Genomic DNA, 21,155 nt, shown 5'->3' on the forward strand with positions numbered 1-21,155 from the left:
ATAGTTGTTGAACTAGACCAAAAGAAAAAGCACCCGAAGAAATGTGGCTATTTCTTCGCGTACTTTGATTAATTCATTTGTCGAATGGCATAAGAATCCGGTTGAGCGAACCCTTTTAGCAAGTAGCTTTGTGTCTCTTCTTCATAGTCAGAAGAAAGTAACAAGGTTTCTCGTTTTAAGCGATTTAATATTTTCCCTTCAGTTTGTTGCAAAGAGAAAGAATACGGTTCTAAACTTTCCATAATCGCTAATTTAATTGCTTGAATTAAGCGTTCTTTGCCTTTTGAACTCTTCGCAGAAATCAACACATTTGGAAATAGTGTTGGCACAAATTGATCGACATCCGTTTTGTCGGCTTTATTATAAATCGTCAACATCGGTAGACTACCTAATTCAAGTTGGTTCATCAAGTTTAGGACTGTCTCCTCGTGTTGCTGACGATTTTCAGCACTCGCATCGACGACGTGTAATAACAAGTCCATTCCTTGGCTTTCTTCTAAGGTTGAATGAAAGGCATCAATTAATTGCGTTGGCAAATCTTGAATAAAACCAACTGTATCGGTCACCGTTACTTCAAAACCTTCTGGTAAGCGCCATTTTTTTGTTAATGGATCTAATGTGGCGAATAGTTGATCTTGCTCATACGTCTGTGCACTGGTTAAAATATTTAAAATAGTGGATTTTCCCGCATTAGTATAGCCAATCAAACCAATTTGGAATGTCTGATTGTCTTTACGTTTTTGACGTGTACGCTCACGATGCGCGGCCACTTCTTTTAATTCACGTTTGATAATTGTTATCTTATTTCGAATATGTCGACGATCGGTTTCTAGTTTGGTTTCTCCGGGTCCTCTTGTACCGATTCCTCCACCTAAACGCGACATATTTTTCCCTTGGCCAACCAAACGTGGCAATAGATAATCCAACTGCGCCAATTCTACTTGCAGTTTCCCTTCTTTAGAACGGGCACGCATAGCGAAAATATCTAAAATCAATTGCACACGGTCAATTACAGGAATCCCCACAGCATCTCCAATTAATTGGCTTTGGCGTGGTGTCAACTCATGATTAAAGATAATCAAATCCGCCTCATGTGCATCGGCTAATTGGGCTAATTCTTCCAGTTTCCCTTTTCCAATCAATGTTTGTCGATCCACCTGTGGACGACGTTGTGTGAGAGAAAAAACAACTTCTCCGTTTGCTGTTTTGGTTAAACTTTTTAATTCAATCATCGATTCTTCAAAATTCTTATAGTTCTCTTCGGTTTCAACACCAACTAAAATGACTCGTTCTGTTTCCATTCTTTCGCCTCCAACCATTGCGTGATTGTTTTTTCGAGTTCAACGATTGTTTCGGGATGCTGAACCAAATCCATCCAATACGGATTCAAACGATTGCGAAACCACGTCAATTGACGCTTAGCATACCGACGAGAATGCAGTTTAATTTCTTCTGCAACTTCTTCTAAAGTTGCTTGCCCTTGAAAGTAAGGGAGAAATTCTTTGTACCCAATACCTAAAGCTGCTTGTGTGTCCGGAATAGCTTTGATTTTTTCTGCTTCGTCTAATAAACCGTTGGCCATCATTTGATCCACTCGTTGATTAATACGTTGATACAAGACTTCACGATCCGTTGTCAATCCAATTAAAAAGTAATCATACAAGCGTTGTGGTTCTTCTTTGGGTGCCGTAATACTCTCACCGGTTGTTTCGAATACTTCCAATGCTCGAATGACTTTACGTTGATTATTAAAATGGATTTTTTCGGCAGCTAACGGATCTGTCTCTTTTAGTAATTGCCACAAAGCGGCTTTACCGTGTTCATGAGCAAACGCCTCATATTTCAAACGAAGGGCTGTATCTGCATCTTCTGTTTTGCCACCTAATTGAAAATCATAAAGCAACGCTTGAATATATAAGCCCGTACCGCCAACTATAATCGGCAACTTTCCACGTTGGTGAATGTCCGCAATCCATGCACGTGCTTCTTGTTGAAACTCTGATACCGAGTACGCTTCTTCCTTATCTCGTATATCAATTAAATAATGCGGAATCCCCTCTGTTTCTTCTTCGGTTACTTTAGCCGTTCCAATCGTTAATTCACGATAGACTTGCATGGAATCGCCACTAATAATTTCCCCATTGTATTTTTTTGCTAATTCAATGCTTAAAGCCGTTTTCCCCACAGCTGTCGGCCCAACAATTACTAAAACTTTTTTCATTTTTTCCCTCGATAACTACGCTTGATATCCATTGCCATTTCAGGAAAATCTGTAAAAATTCCTGTTACTTGGCAATCGATGCAACGTTTCACATCTTCTTTTTTATTTACAGTCCAAGGACGTATGGCTAAATCAAAAGCGGCGATTTCTTCTGCATTTGCCCATACCCATTCGATATTCGGATGGATTCCTTGAATTTCGGTTTTTTCAAACACTAATGGAGGGACATCTGCTTTGTCCATAATAAAATCAATTCGCGTCTGCGGTTCAAGCGCATATATTCGCTCCAATGTGTCCATATTAAAACTACTATACCAATAGGTGAACGGCCATTGTTGACTAGTCATTAGTGCAGATACTTTTTCTTCGATTCCCGGATAGGCTTCTTTATCTGTTTTTAGTTCAATGCCTAAAATCCCTCGATAATTGCGCGCAACCAGTAAATCAACTACTTCTTTTAATGTCGGCACTTTGGTGGATGAATAGCGTTCATCAAACCAACTACCTGCATTTAATTTTTTGATTTCTGCTAATGTTTTGTCAATAATTGCACCTTTTCCATCAGTGGTACGATCGACGGTCTCATCGTGCATGACAATCACTTGTTGATCCTTGGTTAATTGCACATCTAGTTCAATACCATCCACGCCGATACGTACGGCTTCAGCAAAAGCTGGCAATGTATTTTCAGGTCGTGTGCCACTGCTTCCACGATGGGCAAAAATTTGCATGATTTCTTCACTCCAATCAGTCATATTGTAACACGAATAAAGAGAGATGCAAAAAAGAAGAGAGGACTTTTGAATAAGTCTTCCCTTCGTTTGAATTACAAGGTATTTGAAAAATAAGTCACTGGTTTATCCGTCATTTTTTGCAATTGTACTTTGCGTTCGTAAACCATTTCTTTTAGTTGATCCGAAAAATTTTCCATCAACACACGTCCACCCTTAAAGGTATAACCGCCTACTTCTACGACTTGTTCAGGTGATAAAACTACTTTGCGGGTCGCAATTTTTTTGAAAAATTCTTCTAAGAAATAATTTGGTAAATAAAAGCTATTTTGAGCTGCGAATGATTGCAAATAAATATAATCATCTACCGTAATATAACAATCGTCAAAAACATCAAAACTCACATATCTGTCCATTGTTCCCATACGTTTTTCTAAAATTTCAATAATTTTTTTATTGAGTAAAATCAAAATCTCAATTTCTTTGACTTTATGTTCTAATTGACGACGACGTTCTTCTTTACGATCATCATAACGGCTTTGCAAGTTAAAGGCAATCGCTGTAATAATGGCACCTACAATTACTCCAGCCATCCCAACGAAAAATACATCCATTTTTGTTCCTCCTTTAATTTATCTAGATGAATCTTACCATATTTTTGATTATTTTACTCAAGTTTTTATATTTGACCTTTATTGACCTTGTATGTATAATATTCAATAGATAAAAGTCTAAGGGTGTCGCAAGGATAACCAACATTTTATCAAATAGCCAGAATTAAGGAGGATTTTTAAATGAATTTAATCCCAACAGTTATTGAACAATCATCTCGTGGAGAAAGAGCGTATGATATTTACTCTCGTTTATTAAAAGATCGTATTATTATGTTGAGTGGTCAAGTGACAGATGATCTTGCAAACTCAATCATCTCTCAATTACTATTCTTGGATGCGCAAGACTCAGAAAAAGATATTTACTTATATATCAATTCACCTGGGGGTAGCGTAACAGCTGGTTTAGCGATTTACGATACAATGAATTTTGTGAAAGCAGACGTTCAAACTATCGTCATGGGAATGGCTGCATCAATGGGAAGTTTCTTATTAACAGCTGGTACAAAAGGCAAACGTTTCGCCTTACCAAACGCTGAAATCATGATTCACCAACCATTAGGTGGCGCACAAGGACAAGCCACTGAAATCGAAATTGCGGCGCGTCACATCTTAAAAACACGTGAACGTTTAAATAAAATTTTATCTGAACGTACTGGACAACCAATCGAAGTAATTGAAAAAGACACCGATCGTGATAACTTTATGTCTGCTGAAGAAGCAAAAGAATATGGTTTAATCGACGCTGTTATGACAAATCGTTAATACTAAAAAGAGCTGGACATTGTATCCAGCTCTTTTTTTAATCGTATTTCGTTAAATCCCAAGTAGCAATTAATTGGTTTAATTTTGTATGGTATTGCGGGTCAGTGGCATATTTGCCAGTTAGTGATTGGGTTGCTTCTTTATAGGTCGCGGCATTTTTACGCCATGCGCCTTGATAGAATGTTGTATTCCAACTCAATCCTTTAGCCAATAATTTGGCATTATCTAATAAAGAATCCGAAACGGTCGCATATTTTCTAAATGTAGCTGGTAAGGTAACGCGCACGCCATTAATAAATTCATCAGAAGGAATGTCATAGCGCTCAAACTTGCCTTCATCGCCACTCGAATATTTAATCCCAAATAAATTATTGGCATCTTTTGACAATTTACTAGCACCAAAACCAGATTCCAAGGCGGCTTGTGCAATCATCACGGATGGATATAAGCCATATTCATCGGCTAATTTTTGTGCTGCGGGTGCAATCGCTTGAATAAAGGAGGCATTGTCTTTCCATGTAATAGTGTCCGCAGTAGCACTTGCTGTCACGCGGCGAGGTTCATCTTTGGTAGTGACATTATTTGCTTGCTTGACTGGTGATGTCAACGCTGGCAAGACACTTGTGCCATTGATAAAATGTTTACTGGTATTTTTTTGTGTCGTATCAATTGCTTCATCCATCGTGCCTTGATCTTCCGCTGGCAAACGCGTGACACTGTCCGTTGTTGCTGTGTCACTTTCTGATGAGGTTGTTGACTCACTGCTCTCAGTTGTTGTTTCTGATGTTTCACTCGTTGAGGTCGCTTCTTTCGTTTCGCTTGTTTCTATTGTTGCCGTTTTCTCAGTAGCTACCGTTTTTTCTTTCGGTTCTGCGACAACGGCTGCATCTTTTTGGAAAGCTTCTTTCGTACTAGAAACTGTCGCACTTTGTTCAACATAGCCGACCCAATTATCTGCCGTATCGTATAACGATAAATACACTTCACCATTTAAATGATGAAACAAACTTTTGACTTTATATGTTTTATTCATCAACGGACTAGTATCACTCGTAGTCGTCCAATCAAAATCTTCGTAGACGGAAGTATTAACAATTACTGCAACATATTGACGCACAATTTTTTCAATGCCTTCGGGGCCGTTCGCTCGTGTTACTTGCGAAGCATCGATATACCCAACAAATTCATTGGCATCGTATAACCCTAAATACGTCATAATTCCTTTCGTTTCACTTTCTTTCACATGAAAGGTTTGATTCTGCGCCACTTTAGCAGTTGGACTAATTGTTTTACCAAAATCACTATAGATGATGACATTGTTGCCAGTGACACTCACGTATTCATACGCAGCTTCCTCAGCAGATACCCAATTGATTGCTGTGAAGGATGGCACCAACAGTTCAGTAAAAAATAACCCCGTACTCATCCCAACAATGACACCCATTTTTAACACACGTCTTTTCACTTTTGTAACCCTTTCTCTTTCCATTCTCTTCCTTACTTTACAGGAAATAAGTTGAAAAAGAAACTCCCTTTCGTGAATTCTTTGCAAACAAAAAGCTTAGTGCACTAGGACACTAAGCTTTTTTGTTATTCGGCTTCTTCTGAAAATTGACTATTGTACAGATTTGCATAAAATCCACCTTTGGCTAATAATGTTTCATGATTTCCTTGTTCAATAATTGAACCTTGGTCCATCACTAAAATCAAATCTGCATCACGAATGGTTGATAAACGGTGGGCAATCACAAAACTTGTCCGCCCCTCCATGACTTTATCCATCGCTTTTTGAATTAACGCTTCTAAACGTGTATCCACCGAACTGGTTGCTTCGTCTAAAATTAAAATTTTCGGATCAGAAATCACTGCGCGAGCAATCGTCATTAATTGTTTTTGACCTAATGAAATATTGTCTCCTTCTGCATTGATGACCATGTCGTAACCTTCTGGCATCGTACGAATAAAGTGATCCACGTTTGCCGTTTTTGCTGCATCGACCACTTCATAATCTGTCGCATCTAATTTCCCAAAACGGATATTATCTGCGATTGTTCCTTCATACAACCAAGCATCTTGCAAGACCATTCCGAATAAAGAACGGACATCGCTCCGAGACATTTTTTTCGTATCAATTCCATCGATTTTAATTGCACCGGCATTCACATCATAAAAACGCATCAAAAGATTAATCAATGTCGTTTTCCCTGCACCTGTTGGCCCAACGACTGCGACTGTTTGTCCGGCTTTAACCGAAAAATTCAAATCTTCAATTAATGGTTTCTTCGGTGTATACGCAAAGCTCACGTGTTCAAAGGTCACGTTCCCTTCAATGGTTTCAGGTAAAGGAATATCGGTAGTATTGATTGGTTCTTCTGGTTCATCTAAAATTTCAAAAACACGCGTTGAAGCAGCAGACGCACTTTGTAACAAGGCTGACAACTGCGTAATGTTCCCCATTGGTTGGCTAATTTGCCAAATATATTGGATAAACGCTTGTAATTGACCCACAACAATGACGCCACCCATTACATAAAAACTTCCTAAGACAGCAATCACAATATAGGCTAAATAGGCAGTTAATTGCACTAAAGGCATCATTAAACCAGAAATAAAGGAAGCTTTAAATCCGTATCTTTTCAATTCATGATTGACTTTTTTGAAACCTTCTAATGTTTCTTTCTCTCGACCATATACTTTTAAAACGCTAAAACCGGTCATATTTTCTTGTACATAGCCGTTCATATTTCCTAATGCATTTTGCATACTATTGAAATAATTTTGCGACTTAGTCACGATATAACGTGAAATCAATAGCGAGGCTGGAATCATGATAATCGCAAGCAATGCCATATACGTATTGATGTAAAACATCATAATCACAGCCATAATGATACTTAAAACGGCATTAACCATCCCGATTAAAGCTTGTTGCATAGCACCACTGACAACATCCACATCATTGGTCACACGAGATAGGACATTTCCTTGTTGGTGCGTATCAAAATAAGAAACGGGCAAACGATTGATTTTTTCATCGATATCACGACGTAAATCTTTCATTGCAGATTGCACGACATTAGTAATTAATAGGCCTGCTAATAATTGAGAAATTGTATAACCTACACCAACTAAAATCAGCCAAATCAATGTCTTCCAAATATAATCAAAATTCAACGATTCGCCATTCGCCACATTTCGCGCAATTTCAGTCATCGGTAAACCAGTTACATAAGGCATCGCTGCATTAAAACCAACTGTCGCAACTGTAAAAAACAAAACAAGAATAAACCCAATTTTATACGGTTTTATATAGTGACCTAAACGTTTCAAGGAAGCAAAAGATTTCATTTGGCTAATTCCTCCTCTGATAGTTGTGAGGCTGCAATATCATAATAAATAGAGCAGTTCTCTAACAACTCTTTATGTGTCCCCATGCCAACAACATCTCCTTCATTTAAGACGATGATTTTATCGGCATGCATAATTGTTCCGACACGTTGCGCAACAATTAATGTCGTTGATTCGGTTGTTTCTTTTCGTAGACGTTCTCGTAATTTCGCATCTGTTGCATAGTCTAACGCTGAAAAACTATCATCAAAAATAAAAATTTCTGGACGACGGATAATCGCACGAGCAATTGCTAACCGTTGCTTTTGTCCACCCGAGAAGTTAGAACCACCTTCTGAAATCGGTGTATCGTATCCTTCTGATAAACGAGAAATAAATTCTGTCGCTTGCGCAATTTCGACTGCACGATCCATGTCTTCAATCGTCGCATCAGCTTTCCCATAACGTAAATTATCGGCAATTGTTCCAGAAAAGAGCAACGCTTTTTGTGGAATAAAACCTACTTTTTGACGTAAAGCTGCTAAATTGTACTCACGAACATCTACACCATCAATTAATACTTGCCCTTGACTCACATCGTAAAAACGTGGAATCAATTGAATTAACGTTGATTTTCCACTACCAGTACTTCCGATAAAAGCTACGGTTTCTCCTGGTTTGGCAGTGAAATTAATGTTACGAATCACAGGTGTCTGTGAAGGTCCTGGATACGCAAATGTCACATTTTTAAATTCGATATAGCCTTTTGTCGGCGTTTCTGTCACGCCATCGGCTTTTTCTTTGATAATCGGTTCAATATCAAAGGCTTCTTGAATACGATTCGCTGAAACAGCGGCACGTGGATACATCATGAAAACTGTCGCAAATAACATAAATGAGAACAATGCATGGAAAATATATTCAATAAATGCAATTAAATCCCCGACTTGCAACTGTCCAGCATCAATTTGTAAACTACCGCTCCAAATAATTAACACCATAACAATGTTAAACAAGAAGAAAAAGGCAGGTTGTGCGACTGCCATTAAACGAAAGAGGCTTTTTGAGCTAGACGTATAGGCATCATTGACTTTGTCAAAACGTTTTTCTTCAAATTTTTCATTTACAAATGCACGAACAACGCGTAACCCTGATAAGTTTTCACGTAAGATACCATTGATACGATCAAGATTTTTTTGTTGTTTGGTGGATAGTGGTTCAGAAATTCGAGCAATCAATACCACGCCAATCAACAGAAACGGCAATGCACCTAACACATACCATCCCAAACTACGGCTTGTACGTAATACCATATACAAACTCATCCCAAACATCATCGGCGTCATAAAGCCAATTCGTAAGATGTTTTGCATAAACAACATGATTTGATAGGCATCATTTGTGACACGTGTAATCAATGAAGATACGCCAATTTGTTCGTATTCATTGTGTGAATACCCTTGAATTTTTTCAAACAAATCATCTCGAATATCCGCCGTCATGTTCGTCGTGATACGTGTCGTAAAATAACCAAGCAAGATATTCATAATAATTCCGACAACGACAATCCCAATCATCGCAAGCCCCATGTTTTTCACATAAGCCGCATCGTTATTGGCAATCCCGACGTCAATCATTCTTGCTAACAGCGTGGGTAACCCTAACTCGATTAAAATAAAGCCAAAAACACAGATGAAATTCAAAATAAGCCATTTTTTATTTTTCATCGTGTAACGAAACATTAACTTCAAAATAATTCCCTCCTTAAATGTACAATTACTTTAAATATAGCACACTCTATTTTTTTAAAAAACTTTGACGACATAACTTTCAGTAAATAGCCAAGTCATTTTCATCGTCCTTTAATTTTCAATGTTTTTCCTATCAAAAACTTACCAAACAATTCATTTTACCATCATTTTCAACTCGCTTACTTTCTATACTTATTCGAATTTGTGTGATAAACTAGGAGAAAAGATCGTACCAACGATAGACTCGGTTGAATTTTTACGTTATACATTCGGAAAGCAAAGACGAGGCTTTCTCTTTTTTTCTCACATTATGTCTGAAAAAAGCATCTAAATCAAAAGAGTTTCTTTTGCGTGCAGGTCTTCAGTTAAGGAGACTGCAAGTTTGTTGCGCGTAAGAATTCAAGCGTCAAAATATTAACAAACTGCGTGAGGCAGATAAAGGAGATAAACACATGATTTATAAAGTTTTTTATCAAGAAACAAAAGAACGCAACCCAAAAAGAGAACAAACACACGTGTTATACATCGAAGCAGACAGTGCGGTTGATGCACGTCAAGTAGTGGAAGAAAATACCCCATATAATATCGAACTTGTCTATGAATTAGACGGAAATCATTTAGAATATGAAAAAGAGAATGCTGATTTCCAACTAACGGAGTTTTAAGATGAAAGTATCTCTTAAAAACAACGAGACCGGCGTTTTCGGTATTGGCGGATTAGGAGAAATCGGAAAAAACTGTTATGGGGTGCAATTTCAAGACGAGATTATCTTGATCGATGCGGGAATCAAATTCCCAGAAGATGAGCTCCTTGGTATTGACTACGTGATTTCTGATTACAGCTATATCGTCCAAAACTTGCAAAAAGTCAAAGGGTTAATCGTCACTCATGGTCATGAAGATCATATTGGTGGTATCCCTTACCTATTAAGACAAGCAAATATTCCTATTTACGCAGGTCCGTTAGCGTTGGCATTAATTACCAACAAGCTAGACGAACATGGTTTACTACGTGATGCTGTTTTACACGAAATTCATGAAGATACGGTCATCCGTTTTAGAAAAACTTCAGTGAGTTTCTTCCGTACAACACATAGTATTCCCGATGCGCTGGGCGTAGTTGTCAAAACACCTTGTGGCAATATCGTTGCGACAGGTGACTTTAAATTTGATTTTACACCTGTTGGCGAACCAGCCAACTTGCATAAAATGGCTAAAATTGGTGAAGAAGGTGTTTTGTGTTTACTATCTGATAGTACCAATGCCGAAATCCCAACGTTTACTAAGTCTGAAAAAACAATTGGTTCTTCTATTATCAAGATTTTTGAAAAAATCGAAGGACGTATTATTTTTGCCAGTTTCGCTTCCAATATCTTCCGTTTGCAACAAGCAGCGGATGCGGCAGTTGCGACAGGTCGAAAGATTGCAGTTTTTGGTCGCAGTATGGAAAATGCGATTGTCAACGGCCAAAAATTAGGTTATATCAATGTACCTAAAGGAACTTTTGTTGATGCAAGTGAAATCAATCGCTTGCCTGCAAACGAAACCATGATTTTATGTACAGGTTCACAAGGCGAACCAATGGCAGCGTTAAGTCGGATCGCCAATGGAACTCACCGTCAAATCCACGTACATCCGGATGATACAGTGATTTTTTCAAGCTCTCCTATTCCAGGAAATACAACTAGCGTCAACCATCTAATCAATTTATTATTAGAAGCTGGTGCAAAAGTTATTCACGGAAAATTAAACAACATCCACACTTCTGGTCACGGTGGTCAAGAAGAGCAAAAATTAATGTTACGTTTAATGAAACCAAAATATTTTATGCCGGTTCATGGTGAATTCCGTATGTTAAAAATCCATACGCAATTAGCCCAAGATACTGGTGTACCAAAAGAAAATTGTTTTATCATGGAAAATGGGGATATGTTAGCTTTAACACCAGACACTGCCCGTCTTGCCGGTCACTTTAATGCGGGTGACGTTTATGTTGATGGTAGTGGGATTGGTGATATTGGCAATGTGGTCTTACGCGATCGCCGTATCCTTTCAGAAGAAGGTTTGGTTTTAGCTGTTGCTACTGTTGATATTGAGAAAAAAGAAATTTTAGCAGGTCCAGATATTTTATCTCGCGGTTTTGTCTATATGCGTGAATCCGGCGAAATGATTAGCGAAGGGCAAACTATTTTATTCCATGCCTTGCGTGAAGCTTTAAGCCAACCAGATTGCAACGAATACAAATTGCGTGAAGCGATGTCTGTAGCCTTACAACCTTTCTTATTTGAAAAAACAGAACGTCATCCAATGATTTTATCGATGATTATGACATTAGACGAAGAATAAAAGAAGCACTCCTTTGCGTATTTATCAATGATAGTAGGCAAAGGAGTTTTTTTTATGGAAAAACAAATAACAGTTCCCAAAAGCTCACGTCCACGCGAGCGCTTGTTGGAATTTGGTGAAAAAGCATTATCGGATCAAGAATTACTAGCTATTTTGTTACGGACGGGATCTAAACCGTATAATGTCTTAGAATTAGCGGGCTTAATTTTAGCTGCGTTCCCTAATCTGTATGAATTAAAATCAGCAAGTCTGAATGAATTACAACAAATTCGTGGTGTGGGACAGATTCGCGCGATTGAATTAAAAGCAATGATGGAATTGGGTAGTCGTATCCATCAGACAAGACAACCGAAATATGGTAAGGTCCAATCGAGTTATGGCTTAGCACAACAATTAATTGACGAATTTAAAGATTATCATCAAGAACATCTAGTGTGTTTGTATTTGAATACGAAAAATGAAATAACACATCGAAAAACATTATTTATTGGTTCGTTGAATCAAAGTATTGCTCATCCACGAGAAATTTACCGTGAAGCAGTCCGTTGTAGTGCAGCAAGAATTATCTGCGCGCATAATCATCCCAGCGGAGCGCCACAACCCTCTGTCAACGATCGACTCTTTACAAAACGACTCAAACAATGCGGCGAATTGATGGGCATCGAATTACTCGATCATCTCATTATCGGAAACGAAAGTTATGTCAGTTTGCGTGAAGATGGTTTTTGGGATGAAAATTAAAGAACAACGCTTGCAAAAAAATAACTGCAAGTGTAGAATAAATTTGTAATCTTGTTTGGGAATAGAAGTTGAAACAAATTGTTACACCTCTATCGTACACGAGCAATGTTACAATTATTTATTTAAGAGTGCTTATGCACGAGGAGGTTACTAGAAATGGAACAAGGAACAGTAAAATGGTTTAACGCAGAAAAAGGGTTTGGTTTTATCACTCGTGAAGACGGAAGTGACGTATTCGTACACTTTTCAGCAATTCAAGGTGACGGCTTCAAGACTTTAGAAGAAGGTCAAGCTGTAACTTTTGATGTAGAAGAATCAGATCGTGGCCCACAAGCTACTAACGTTGTTAAAGCATAAACAAGCAAAGAAGCGAGGCAAATTGCCTCGCTTCTTTTTATTTTATTGCTTTAATCATAAAAATCTTAGAAAATTCTAAATTGATTTTCTGTGTGTCACTTATTGGTTGTTTTATAATAATCTTTGACTGCTAATTCTTCCGTCATTCTCCGTGCCTCTTCATAACGTTGACGTATTTTTTTATTTCTCCAAAAATCCCGGAACGTCCGCAAGTGTAGGTAACACTGCAAGTGACTTATCAATTAAATCAGACGTCGGTTCTAATAAATCTGGAATCATAATCACGTCAATTCCAGCATCGTGAGCAGCTAAAATTCCGTTTTTTGAATCTTCTAAAATGAGTAAATTTTCTTTAGGTACATCAAAGAATTGATGGGCTTTCTCAAAAATTTCTGGATCGGGTTTGGCACGCGCCACATCTTCAAAAGACACAATATGAGCAAACGTCTCTTGTAGCTCATTTTTTTCCAACAAGATATCGATAATTCGACGTTGGTTACTGGAAGCTATAATGCGTGGAATTTGCTTTTCGTCCAAATAAGCTAATATTTCAGCTAACCCCGGTTTTAAATCTGCCACGCCGGCTTCAAATAATTCAATGGTGCGATTAAACGAACGCTCAATAAAGTCGGCAATTACTTCTTCTCCATGTAAGTCATCATACATTTCGTGATAAGCCGCCCATACTTCATCATCGCCCACGCCAATATAGCGTTTATAAATGTCCATATCGTAAGCAATCGCAAATTCGTCAGCAATTTCTTTGGTTGCTCGATAATACAACTTCTCGGTATCGAAAATCAGTCCGTCCATATCAAAAATAACACCTTGTAAATTACGCATTTTTTCCTCCTTGAATTTCTTGTAGTAGTTGACGTACTTGCGAAACAAAATAAAGGGAACCAGTAACTAAAACTAAGGAATCACTGTCCGCTTTTTCTAAAATGTCTGCTAGCCCAAATTGCCATAACGACGCTACTTGCAGACGTTTTTCATCGATTCGTTGGTAATTTTTTTCTAAGCGCAATGCTTTCGGATAATCAAAGGTTGTAATGTAGATATCTGCATTAGGCAACGCCAATAATTGATGCAGCATGTCTTTAATTTCTTTCGTTTCTAACGCTGAAAACAACACATGGATTTTATAGTCGCTAAATTCTTGTTGCATATTTTCAATTAAACGCTTCATCGCATGTTCATTATGTGCCCCATCTAAAATGACGAGCGGTTGTTCACTAATGCGCTCCATTCGCGCTGGCCAAAAAGTCTTTTTCAACCCTTCACGAATATATTTTTCTTTGATTGGCAAGTTGATTTGTTGGCAATACAAATAAAATAGTTCAATCGCTAAACTCGCATTTTCTATTTGGTGTTTCCCTAACAATGGGGTTTTCAATTCTGTTAATTTCCCCTGTTCGTTGTAAAAATCAAACACTTCACCCCATTGTGAATCCGGATGACGATATTCGACTTGATATTCTTGTTTAAAATGGTAGACTTGTGCTTGTTTTTCAGAAGCAATTTTTTCGATAACCGCAAGTGCTTCTGGTTGAATATTTCCTGTAACAACAGGAATCCCGGTTTTAATAATCCCGGCTTTTTGTGTCGCTATTTCGGACAAAGTTTCTCCTAAAATATCGGTATGATCCATGCCAATCGTTGTAATAGCAGTTAACATTGGCGACACGACATTGGTACTATCCAATAAACCACCTAAACCGACTTCAATAATCGCAATGTCCACCTCTTGTTGCACATAATACTCAAACGCCATTACTGTTAAGACTTCAAATTCTGTAATACCTGATACAGCTTCTACTTGATCTAATTGCTCCACCAGTGGTTTAATTTTTGCGACCAGTGCAATCAATTCATCATCTGGAATTGCTACACCATTTTTAGCGATGCGTTCATTAAAACTTTCAATATAAGGGGACGTAAACGACCCAACTGTTAGCCCTGTTTCTTGAATCATAGCACGCAAATAACTAACTGTGGAGCCTTTGCCATTGGTTCCAGCGACATGGATGACGGGAACTTTCTTTTCTGGATGATCTAATAATGCTAGAAGTGCTTCCACGCGATCTAACCCTGGTCGTGAACCAAATGGTAATCGACTATGAATCCACTCAATTGCTTCTTCTACTGTTCTCACACTGCTTCACCTCTATGCGTATTATAACAAATAACTCCCTTATTCTGCCAATTTCTTTAAGTTCTCACCCGTTACACGATAGGTCGTCCAATCGCTCATTGGTTCAGCAGATAACGATAAATAAAAATCAATGCTCGTTTGATTCCAATCCAAGCACCACCATTCCAACCGTCCACAATCACGTTCTACAGCAATTTGTGCTAATTTTTTCAACAGTTGCTTCCCAATCCCTTGTCCACGAACATCAGGTGTAACGTACAAATCTTCTAAATATAATCCTGCTTTCCCTAAAAAAGTCGAGTAATTATGAAAAAACAAAGCAAATCCGACTTCTTTACCATCGACTACCGCAAACAATACTTCTGCCCTTTTTTGATCGAATAGTGACTTTTCTAAATCAGCTTCGGTGGCAACCACCTCTGCTAATAAATTTTCATAAGCTGCCAATTCCTTGATAAAATGTAAAACCAATCCAACATCTTTTCTTTCTGCAAAGCGAAACTCCATCAAACCACTCCTTATTATAAAAGTGCCTGTGACATACGTAAAAACTAGACAAAAATAGCCGAACGATAGTGCTTCTCGTGCATTTACGACGAGGACCTACTGGATCGCAGGAGCAATTTCTTATCGTTCGGCTATTTTCTTAAACGTTTATATCACAGTAGCTTTTTACTTACACTGTACGCAATTGAGCAATACGCTCTTCCACTGCTTTTTGTTTTTCTAAATAATCAGCTTCTTTTTCACGTTCTTGCACGACTACTTCTTCTGGTGCATTCGCGACAAAACGTTCATTCGCTAATTTTCCTTGTACACGTTTGACTTCTTTGTTCCATTTGTCCAATTCTTTTTCTAAACGAGCAATTTCTTCGTCGATGTTAATTAATCCAGCCAATGGCAAGTAAATCGTTGCTCCCGTTAAGACTGCTGACATCGCCAATTCGGGTGCTTCTAAATCACTCGCAATCGTCAATTCTTCTGGATTACAGAAACGATCAATATAATTTTGATTGGCTTTTAAGAAAGTGTCCACCGCTTCATCACTTGTTTGAATGAGCAACGTGATTGGTTTCGATAATGGTGTATTCACTTCTGAACGGATGTTACGGACAGAACGAATCAATTCTTTTAGCACTTCCATCCCTTTCGCTGCTGTATCATCGGTTAATTCTGGACGAACAACTGGATATGCGGCAACGACTAATGAATCACCCTCATGTGGTATTTGATTCCAAATTTCTTCTGTTACAAATGGCATAATTGGATGTAACAAGCGTAAGATTTGGTCTAATGTATACACTAAGACACTCTTATTCACTTGTTTCGCTGCTTCATTGTCACTGTACAACGTCTCTTTACTCATTTCGATATACCAGTCACAGAAATCATCCCAAATAAAGTTGTATAATTGACGACCGGCTTCACCAAATTCAAAACGATCAAATAAATCAGTAACTTTTTCAATGGTTTCATTTAAGCGTGTTAAAATCCAACGATCCGCTACTGATTTTTCACCAGAGAAGTCAATATCTTTTACGGTCATGCCTTCCACGTTCATTAACACAAAACGTGACGCATTCCAAATCTTATTAATGAAGTTCCATGCTGCATCCATTTTCTCATAACTAAAACGCATGTCTTGCCCTGGTGCAGAACCATTTGATAAGAACCAACGCAATGCATCTGCTCCGTATTGGTCAATCACTTCCATCGGGTCAATCCCGTTTCCTAGTGACTTACTCATTTTACGACCATCTTCTGCACGAATTAATCCATGAATCAAAACATTGCTGAATGGACGACGATCTGTAAATTCTAAACTTTGGAAAATCATACGACTAACCCAGAAGAAAATAATATCGTAACCAGTCACTAACGTATTGGTTGGGAAATAACGCTTGAAGTCGGCTGCGTCTTCATTTGGCCAGCCCATTGTTGAAAACGGCCATAACGCAGAACTAAACCATGTATCTAAGACATCTTCATCTTGTGTCCAGTTTTCAGTATCTGCTGGTGCATCCATACCAACATACATTTCGCCTGTTTCTTTATGATACCACGCTGGAATTTGATGTCCCCACCATAATTGGCGAGAAATAACCCAATCGTGGACATTGTCCATCCAACGTAAAAATGTTTGATTGAAACGTGGTGGGTAAAATTCAACCGCATCTTCGGTCGTTTGATTCTTGATCGCTTCTTCTGCTAATGGTTGCATTTTAACAAACCATTGCGTTGATAAGCGTGGTTCAACCACCACACCTGTCCGTTCAGAATGTCCTACGCTGTGCACCATTTTTTCGATTTTTACTAGGCGACCTAATTCTTCTAAGTCTTTTACGATTTGTTTACGGGCAGCAAAACGATCCATGCCAGCATATTTACCAGCAAGTTCATTCATTGAACCATCCTCATTCATCACATTTACACGTGGTAAATCGTGACGATTACCGACCTCAAAGTCATTAGGATCGTGCGCCGGCGTAATTTTTACCACGCCTGTTCCAAATTCCATTTCAACATACTCATCTGCAATAATTGGAATTTCTTTATCTATTAATGGCAAAATCACGGTTTTCCCAATCAATGCTTGGTAACGTTCGTCTTCTGGATGAACCGCAACAGCTGTATCGCCTAACATTGTTTCTGGACGAGTTGTTGCAATTTCAACCACACCCGAACCATCTGCTAGTGGGTATGACATGTGATAAAAAGCGCCTTCGACATCTTTATGAATCACTTCAATATCTGATAAAGCAGTCCGTGCTTGTGGATCCCAGTTAATAATGTACTCGCCGCGATAGATTAATTCTTTTTCATAAAGTGTTACGAAAACTTTACGAACAGCATCGGATAATCCGCTATCTAAGGTAAAACGTTCACGGCTATAATCTAGTGACAAGCCTAATTTTGCCCATTGTTCGCGAATATGTCCGGCGTATTCTTCTTTCCAATCCCAGACTTGTTCAACAAATTTTTCACGACCTAAGTCATAACGAGAAATACCTTGTTCACGTAGTTTTTCTTCTACTTTTGCTTGTGTCGCAATTCCGGCATGGTCCATCCCTGGTAACCATAACGTATCAAATCCTTGCATCCGTTTTTGACGAATAATCATGTCTTGTAAAGTAGTATCCCAGGCATGACCTAAATGTAATTTTCCTGTTACGTTTGGTGGTGGAATAACAATTGAGTAAGGTTTAGCGGTTTTATCACCGCTGGGTTTAAATAAATCTTTTTCTAACCATTCTTCATAACGACCCGCTTCAACTTCTTGTGGTTGATACTTTGTCGATAAGTTTTTTTCTGACATGGATGTTCCTCCTAGTTTTCTAGATATTTTCGTAAGACACGTCCCATTTTTTCAAGGCCAATGTCAATTTTATCTTCGGGCATATTTGAAAAATTCAAGCGGAAGGTGTTGCGTTTTTGGCTAGTTGGATAAAATGTTTCGCCACTAACAAAAGCCACTTTTTCTGCTAAACAATCTTGCAAGATAGGTGTCACGTCCACGTGTTCAGGTAACGTCACCCAAACAAACAGTCCACCTTCTGGACGAGTAAATTGCACTTCTTTTGGAAACACGTCATCTAATTTTTGTAGCATTGTATCCCGACGGTGTCGGTATAATTCACGAATTTTAGTAATATGTTCATCAATATCATACTGTGCCAAATAGGTGGCAATTTCACGTTGCGCTTTGGTGTTACTATGCAAATCCGTCCCTTGTTTCATAATCGTATAATGCTGCAGGATACCTTCTTCACCTGCTAACCACCCAATTCGATAACCTGGACAGAAGATTTTTGAAAACGTTCCGGTACAGATAACATTGCCAACTTTATCAAAATGCTTAATAGACGGTAATGTTTCACCTTCAAAACGTAGTTCACCATACGGATTATCTTCTAAGACCGGTAGTTGGTATTCCGCCGATAATTTTGCTAATTGTTGTCGGCGTTCAAGTCCCCAACTTAACCCCGTTGGATTTTGAAATTCAGGAATCACATAAATCAATTTAGCTTGCGGGTATTGCTTGATTTTCGCCTCTAAATCTTCCAGCACCATTCCTTGTTCATCGGTTGCGACTTCAACAAATTCACATCCATACGCACGAAAAGCATTTAATGCTGCCAAATACGTTGGACTTTCACAGAATACGACATCTCCTTCATCCAAGAAAATTTTTCCGGTTAAATCAATCGCTTGTTGCGAGCCACTTGTAATTAAAATATTGTCTTTCGTAAAATTGGTTTGTAGTCGTTGATTCATCCGATTGGCAATCCATTCACGAAGAGGTTCAAAGCCTTCTGTCGTACTATATTGTAAAGCAGCTTGCCCTTCTGTTTCTAACAATAATTCGTTGACGCGTTTGATTTCAGCTACAGGAAATAATTCGGGTGCTGGTAACCCACCAGCAAATGAAATAAAATCGGGTTGTTCCGTTAATTTTAATAGTTCACGGACTTCTGAAGATTTGATATCCGCCACTCGCTTCGCAAATTTCAATGCCATAGTATTCACTCTCTTTTCTGTGGATTGGGTAAGTCAACTATTTCCAAAATAAAAACGCCCTAAGATGTCAAACATCTTAGGACGTAAAATTACGCGGTACCACCTAAATTGTAGAATTTTTCTACCTCTCAAAAGTGAAATAACGGTCACTACTCGTTTGATTCTACTTTGCATTCAAATCAAAAACTCCCAAGCTACCTTCACTAGGTACTGCTGAAAATCTTACACCCAATGATTTTCTCTCTAAAAACAGTTTGCTAGTTACTCCTCTTGTTCTTCGTCTGGACTCATTCTACAATGAAGTTTTTTGAAAGTCAACTTACACTAATGCTTTTGCTGCAGCAAGTGCTTTTTCGTAATCTGGTTCTTGTGCCATTTCAGGAACGATTTCTTCATAACGAATCACGCCTGCTTCATCAAGAACATAAATAACACGTGCGTAACGGTTTAATTCTGGAATTAAGATACTGTAGCTTTCACCAAACGTATTTTCAGGATCATGTAACATCACCATGTCCACGCCTTCTTGCCCACACCAGCTAGCTTGTTCTGCTTTTGTATTGTTTGAAATCGTTACAAAGTTAATCTCTTCCACTTGACTTGCTTCGATGTTAAAACGTTTCGTTTGAATCGCACAAACACGTGTATCAATATCTGGAACAACCGATAAAATTGTTGGTTTACCAGCAAAGTTTTCCAATGTATATGTGTTGTCATTTAAATCATTTAAAGAAAAATCTGCTGCTTTGTCTCCAGTTTTTAATTGTGTGCCTGGTACTTCTAGTACTTCACCTTTACGCGTAATGTTCATTTCTTCCACTCCTTTAATAGCTTTCTAGTTCAGTATAAAGGAGTGCCGAATTTTTACAAAAATATCTGCCTATGAAGTCGCCACTAATGGCCGATTTTGATAATGACTATCAAAGAAAATTAACGTTAACAATTCAGTCGTTAAATCAATATAACGCATGTTGACATGTTTAGGAACATTCACTCGGTCAGGCGCAAAATTTAAGATGGCGGTAATGCCAGCTTCCACAATGGTATCAATCGCTTCTTGTGCGTACTGGCTTGGCACGGTTGAAATAGCCACTGTCACGCCATTTTTTTCTGTCACAGCTTTAAATTCATCCATGCCATAAATATGGAAACCATCAATCGTTTGACCAATTAGCTCAGGATTGTTATCAAATACACATGTTATTTCAAGATTATCGTTCCGACGAAAGTTATTATTTGCTAATGCTTTTCCTAGATTTCCAAAACCAACTAAAGCAATTCGTTTCTCATCATCGGCTGCCAAAATTTCACTAAACACGTCGATCAAATACGACACATCATACCCGTAACCACTACGACCTAATTCTCCTAAATAAGAAAAATCACGGCGAATCGTTGCTGCTGGAACTTGCGTAATCGTTGAAAAATCTTTTGACTTGATGCGCGTAACTCCAGTTGTCTCAAGTATTTTTAGGTTGCGTAAATACAAGGGAAGACGTTTTGCTGTGGCGCGCGGTAGCTTTTTATTTTTGTACTCTTTCACTATGCCAACTCCTTTTTTGTTAATATATTCACATAAAAAGTTTACCATGCAACGTACTGTTGTGCAAGCATTAGTCGGAGTCATATCCA

The 21,155-nt window shown here is 38.3% G+C and carries 19 protein-coding genes and 1 other annotated feature; of the genes, 5 read left to right on the forward strand and 14 right to left on the reverse strand.

Going from position 1 to position 21,155, the window contains the following annotated elements; translation table 11 throughout:
• Window positions 1-68 precede the first annotated feature (68 nt).
• The 4 genes from hflX to PYW32_RS10255 all read right to left on the reverse strand — a co-directional run bounded on the left by hflX (window position 69) and on the right by PYW32_RS10255 (window position 3,566).
• Window positions 69-1,301, reverse strand: coding sequence for a GTPase HflX (gene hflX, locus PYW32_RS10240; RefSeq protein ID WP_016174389.1), 1,233 nt, complete (start codon window positions 1,299-1,301; stop codon window positions 69-71).
• On the reverse strand, window positions 1,277-2,221 hold the full coding sequence (miaA, locus tag PYW32_RS10245; RefSeq protein ID WP_016174388.1) for a tRNA (adenosine(37)-N6)-dimethylallyltransferase MiaA: 945 nt from the start codon (window positions 2,219-2,221) through the stop codon (window positions 1,277-1,279). The genes hflX and miaA overlap by 25 nt, the downstream gene beginning before the upstream one ends.
• Entirely contained in the window at window positions 2,218-2,952 is a 735-nt protein-coding gene (locus PYW32_RS10250) for a glycerophosphodiester phosphodiesterase (protein ID WP_016174387.1), read from the reverse strand. Before PYW32_RS10250 ends, miaA begins: the two co-directional genes overlap by 4 nt.
• Window positions 2,953-3,047: 95 nt before the next feature.
• On the reverse strand, window positions 3,048-3,566 hold the full coding sequence (locus tag PYW32_RS10255; RefSeq protein WP_016174386.1) for a hypothetical protein: 519 nt from the start codon (window positions 3,564-3,566) through the stop codon (window positions 3,048-3,050).
• Between the two features lie 180 nt (window positions 3,567-3,746).
• Here PYW32_RS10255 and clpP point away from each other — a divergent pair, with 180 nt between their 5' ends.
• The gene (clpP, locus tag PYW32_RS10260) at window positions 3,747-4,328 is read left to right on the forward strand and encodes an ATP-dependent Clp endopeptidase proteolytic subunit ClpP (RefSeq protein ID WP_016174385.1); all 582 of its coding nucleotides are present in this window, start codon (window positions 3,747-3,749) and stop codon (window positions 4,326-4,328) included.
• Between the two features lie 37 nt (window positions 4,329-4,365).
• On the opposite strand, the gene PYW32_RS10265 is transcribed toward clpP, so the two are convergent.
• The 3 genes from PYW32_RS10265 to PYW32_RS10275 all read right to left on the reverse strand — a co-directional run bounded on the left by PYW32_RS10265 (window position 4,366) and on the right by PYW32_RS10275 (window position 9,406).
• A complete protein-coding gene (locus PYW32_RS10265) occupies window positions 4,366-5,793 on the reverse strand; it encodes a glycoside hydrolase family 73 protein (protein ID WP_245558513.1) in 1,428 nt (475 codons plus the stop codon).
• Window positions 5,794-5,918: 125 nt separating this feature from the next.
• Window positions 5,919-7,676, reverse strand: a complete 1,758-nt coding sequence (locus PYW32_RS10270; protein WP_016174383.1) for an ABC transporter ATP-binding protein — start codon at window positions 7,674-7,676, stop codon at window positions 5,919-5,921.
• Complete coding sequence (locus PYW32_RS10275) at window positions 7,673-9,406, reverse strand: ABC transporter ATP-binding protein (protein WP_016174382.1); 1,734 nt, start codon at window positions 9,404-9,406, stop codon at window positions 7,673-7,675. The genes PYW32_RS10270 and PYW32_RS10275 overlap by 4 nt, the downstream gene beginning before the upstream one ends.
• 452 nt (window positions 9,407-9,858) lie before the next feature.
• Between PYW32_RS10275 and PYW32_RS10280 the strand changes: the two genes are divergently transcribed.
• From PYW32_RS10280 to PYW32_RS10295, 4 genes are all read left to right on the forward strand, one after another.
• Window positions 9,859-10,071: a DNA-directed RNA polymerase subunit epsilon gene (locus tag PYW32_RS10280; RefSeq protein WP_016174381.1), complete on the forward strand. Its 213-nt coding sequence runs from the start codon at window positions 9,859-9,861 to the stop codon at window positions 10,069-10,071.
• 1 nt (window position 10,072) lies between these two features.
• The gene (gene rnjA / locus PYW32_RS10285) at window positions 10,073-11,752 is read left to right on the forward strand and encodes a ribonuclease J1 (RefSeq protein ID WP_016174380.1); all 1,680 of its coding nucleotides are present in this window, start codon (window positions 10,073-10,075) and stop codon (window positions 11,750-11,752) included.
• Window positions 11,753-11,806: 54 nt separating this feature from the next.
• Window positions 11,807-12,493 (forward strand): RadC family protein, encoded by a 687-nt coding sequence (radC, locus tag PYW32_RS10290; protein ID WP_016174379.1) that lies wholly within the window; start codon window positions 11,807-11,809, stop codon window positions 12,491-12,493.
• A gap of 156 nt (window positions 12,494-12,649) precedes the next feature.
• Window positions 12,650-12,850 carry a cold-shock protein gene (locus PYW32_RS10295; RefSeq protein ID WP_016174378.1) on the forward strand — a complete coding sequence of 67 codons (201 nt, stop codon included), beginning with the start codon at window positions 12,650-12,652 and terminating at the stop codon, window positions 12,848-12,850.
• A gap of 180 nt (window positions 12,851-13,030) precedes the next feature.
• On the opposite strand, the gene PYW32_RS10300 is transcribed toward PYW32_RS10295, so the two are convergent.
• From PYW32_RS10300 to PYW32_RS10330, 7 genes are all read right to left on the reverse strand, one after another.
• Window positions 13,031-13,693, reverse strand: coding sequence for an HAD family hydrolase (locus PYW32_RS10300; protein ID WP_016174377.1), 663 nt, complete (start codon window positions 13,691-13,693; stop codon window positions 13,031-13,033).
• Window positions 13,686-15,005, reverse strand: a complete 1,320-nt coding sequence (locus PYW32_RS10305; RefSeq protein ID WP_016174376.1) for a bifunctional folylpolyglutamate synthase/dihydrofolate synthase — start codon at window positions 15,003-15,005, stop codon at window positions 13,686-13,688. The genes PYW32_RS10300 and PYW32_RS10305 overlap by 8 nt, the downstream gene beginning before the upstream one ends.
• 39 nt (window positions 15,006-15,044) lie before the next feature.
• Entirely contained in the window at window positions 15,045-15,512 is a 468-nt protein-coding gene (locus PYW32_RS10310) for a GNAT family N-acetyltransferase (protein ID WP_016174375.1), read from the reverse strand.
• 169 nt (window positions 15,513-15,681) lie between these two features.
• The gene (locus PYW32_RS10315) at window positions 15,682-18,321 is read right to left on the reverse strand and encodes a valine--tRNA ligase (protein ID WP_016174374.1); all 2,640 of its coding nucleotides are present in this window, start codon (window positions 18,319-18,321) and stop codon (window positions 15,682-15,684) included.
• An 11-nt stretch (window positions 18,322-18,332) separates the two neighbouring features.
• A complete protein-coding gene (locus tag PYW32_RS10320; protein ID WP_016174373.1) occupies window positions 18,333-19,523 on the reverse strand; it encodes an aminotransferase-like domain-containing protein in 1,191 nt (396 codons plus the stop codon).
• A gap of 74 nt (window positions 19,524-19,597) precedes the next feature.
• Window positions 19,598-19,810 (reverse strand) — a binding site (T-box leader).
• A gap of 32 nt (window positions 19,811-19,842) precedes the next feature.
• Window positions 19,843-20,334 (reverse strand): thiol peroxidase, encoded by a 492-nt coding sequence (gene tpx / locus PYW32_RS10325; protein WP_016174372.1) that lies wholly within the window; start codon window positions 20,332-20,334, stop codon window positions 19,843-19,845.
• A gap of 69 nt (window positions 20,335-20,403) precedes the next feature.
• Window positions 20,404-21,114: a redox-sensing transcriptional repressor Rex gene (locus PYW32_RS10330; RefSeq protein ID WP_420828457.1), complete on the reverse strand. Its 711-nt coding sequence runs from the start codon at window positions 21,112-21,114 to the stop codon at window positions 20,404-20,406.
• Window positions 21,115-21,155: the final 41 nt, after the last annotated feature.

Origin of the sequence: Enterococcus saccharolyticus subsp. saccharolyticus, from assembly GCF_029023825.1 — a bacterium.
GTDB lineage: Bacteria > Bacillota > Bacilli > Lactobacillales > Enterococcaceae > Enterococcus_F > Enterococcus_F saccharolyticus.

Excerpts from the sequence above, each read along its gene's own strand:
- tpx (WP_016174372.1), bottom strand. The coding sequence starts at position 20,334 with ATGAACATTACGCGTAAAGGTGAAGTACTAGAAGTACCAGGCACACAA.
- rnjA (WP_016174380.1), top strand. The coding sequence starts at position 10,073 with ATGAAAGTATCTCTTAAAAACAACGAGACCGGCGTTTTCGGTATTGGC.
- PYW32_RS10255 (WP_016174386.1), bottom strand. The coding sequence starts at position 3,566 with ATGGATGTATTTTTCGTTGGGATGGCTGGAGTAATTGTAGGTGCCATT.
- hflX (WP_016174389.1), bottom strand. The coding sequence starts at position 1,301 with ATGGAAACAGAACGAGTCATTTTAGTTGGTGTTGAAACCGAAGAGAAC.
- clpP (WP_016174385.1), top strand. The coding sequence starts at position 3,747 with ATGAATTTAATCCCAACAGTTATTGAACAATCATCTCGTGGAGAAAGA.
- PYW32_RS10315 (WP_016174374.1), bottom strand. The coding sequence starts at position 18,321 with ATGTCAGAAAAAAACTTATCGACAAAGTATCAACCACAAGAAGTTGAA.
- PYW32_RS10250 (WP_016174387.1), bottom strand. The coding sequence starts at position 2,952 with ATGCAAATTTTTGCCCATCGTGGAAGCAGTGGCACACGACCTGAAAAT.
- PYW32_RS10320 (WP_016174373.1), bottom strand. The coding sequence starts at position 19,523 with ATGGCATTGAAATTTGCGAAGCGAGTGGCGGATATCAAATCTTCAGAA.
- PYW32_RS10300 (WP_016174377.1), bottom strand. The coding sequence starts at position 13,693 with ATGCGTAATTTACAAGGTGTTATTTTTGATATGGACGGACTGATTTTC.
- PYW32_RS10330 (WP_420828457.1), bottom strand. The coding sequence starts at position 21,114 with ATGGTAAACTTTTTATGTGAATATATTAACAAAAAAGGAGTTGGCATA.
- radC (WP_016174379.1), top strand. The coding sequence starts at position 11,807 with ATGGAAAAACAAATAACAGTTCCCAAAAGCTCACGTCCACGCGAGCGC.
- PYW32_RS10295 (WP_016174378.1), top strand. The coding sequence starts at position 12,650 with ATGGAACAAGGAACAGTAAAATGGTTTAACGCAGAAAAAGGGTTTGGT.
- PYW32_RS10310 (WP_016174375.1), bottom strand. The coding sequence starts at position 15,512 with ATGGAGTTTCGCTTTGCAGAAAGAAAAGATGTTGGATTGGTTTTACAT.
- PYW32_RS10270 (WP_016174383.1), bottom strand. The coding sequence starts at position 7,676 with ATGAAATCTTTTGCTTCCTTGAAACGTTTAGGTCACTATATAAAACCG.
- miaA (WP_016174388.1), bottom strand. The coding sequence starts at position 2,221 with ATGAAAAAAGTTTTAGTAATTGTTGGGCCGACAGCTGTGGGGAAAACG.
- PYW32_RS10280 (WP_016174381.1), top strand. The coding sequence starts at position 9,859 with ATGATTTATAAAGTTTTTTATCAAGAAACAAAAGAACGCAACCCAAAA.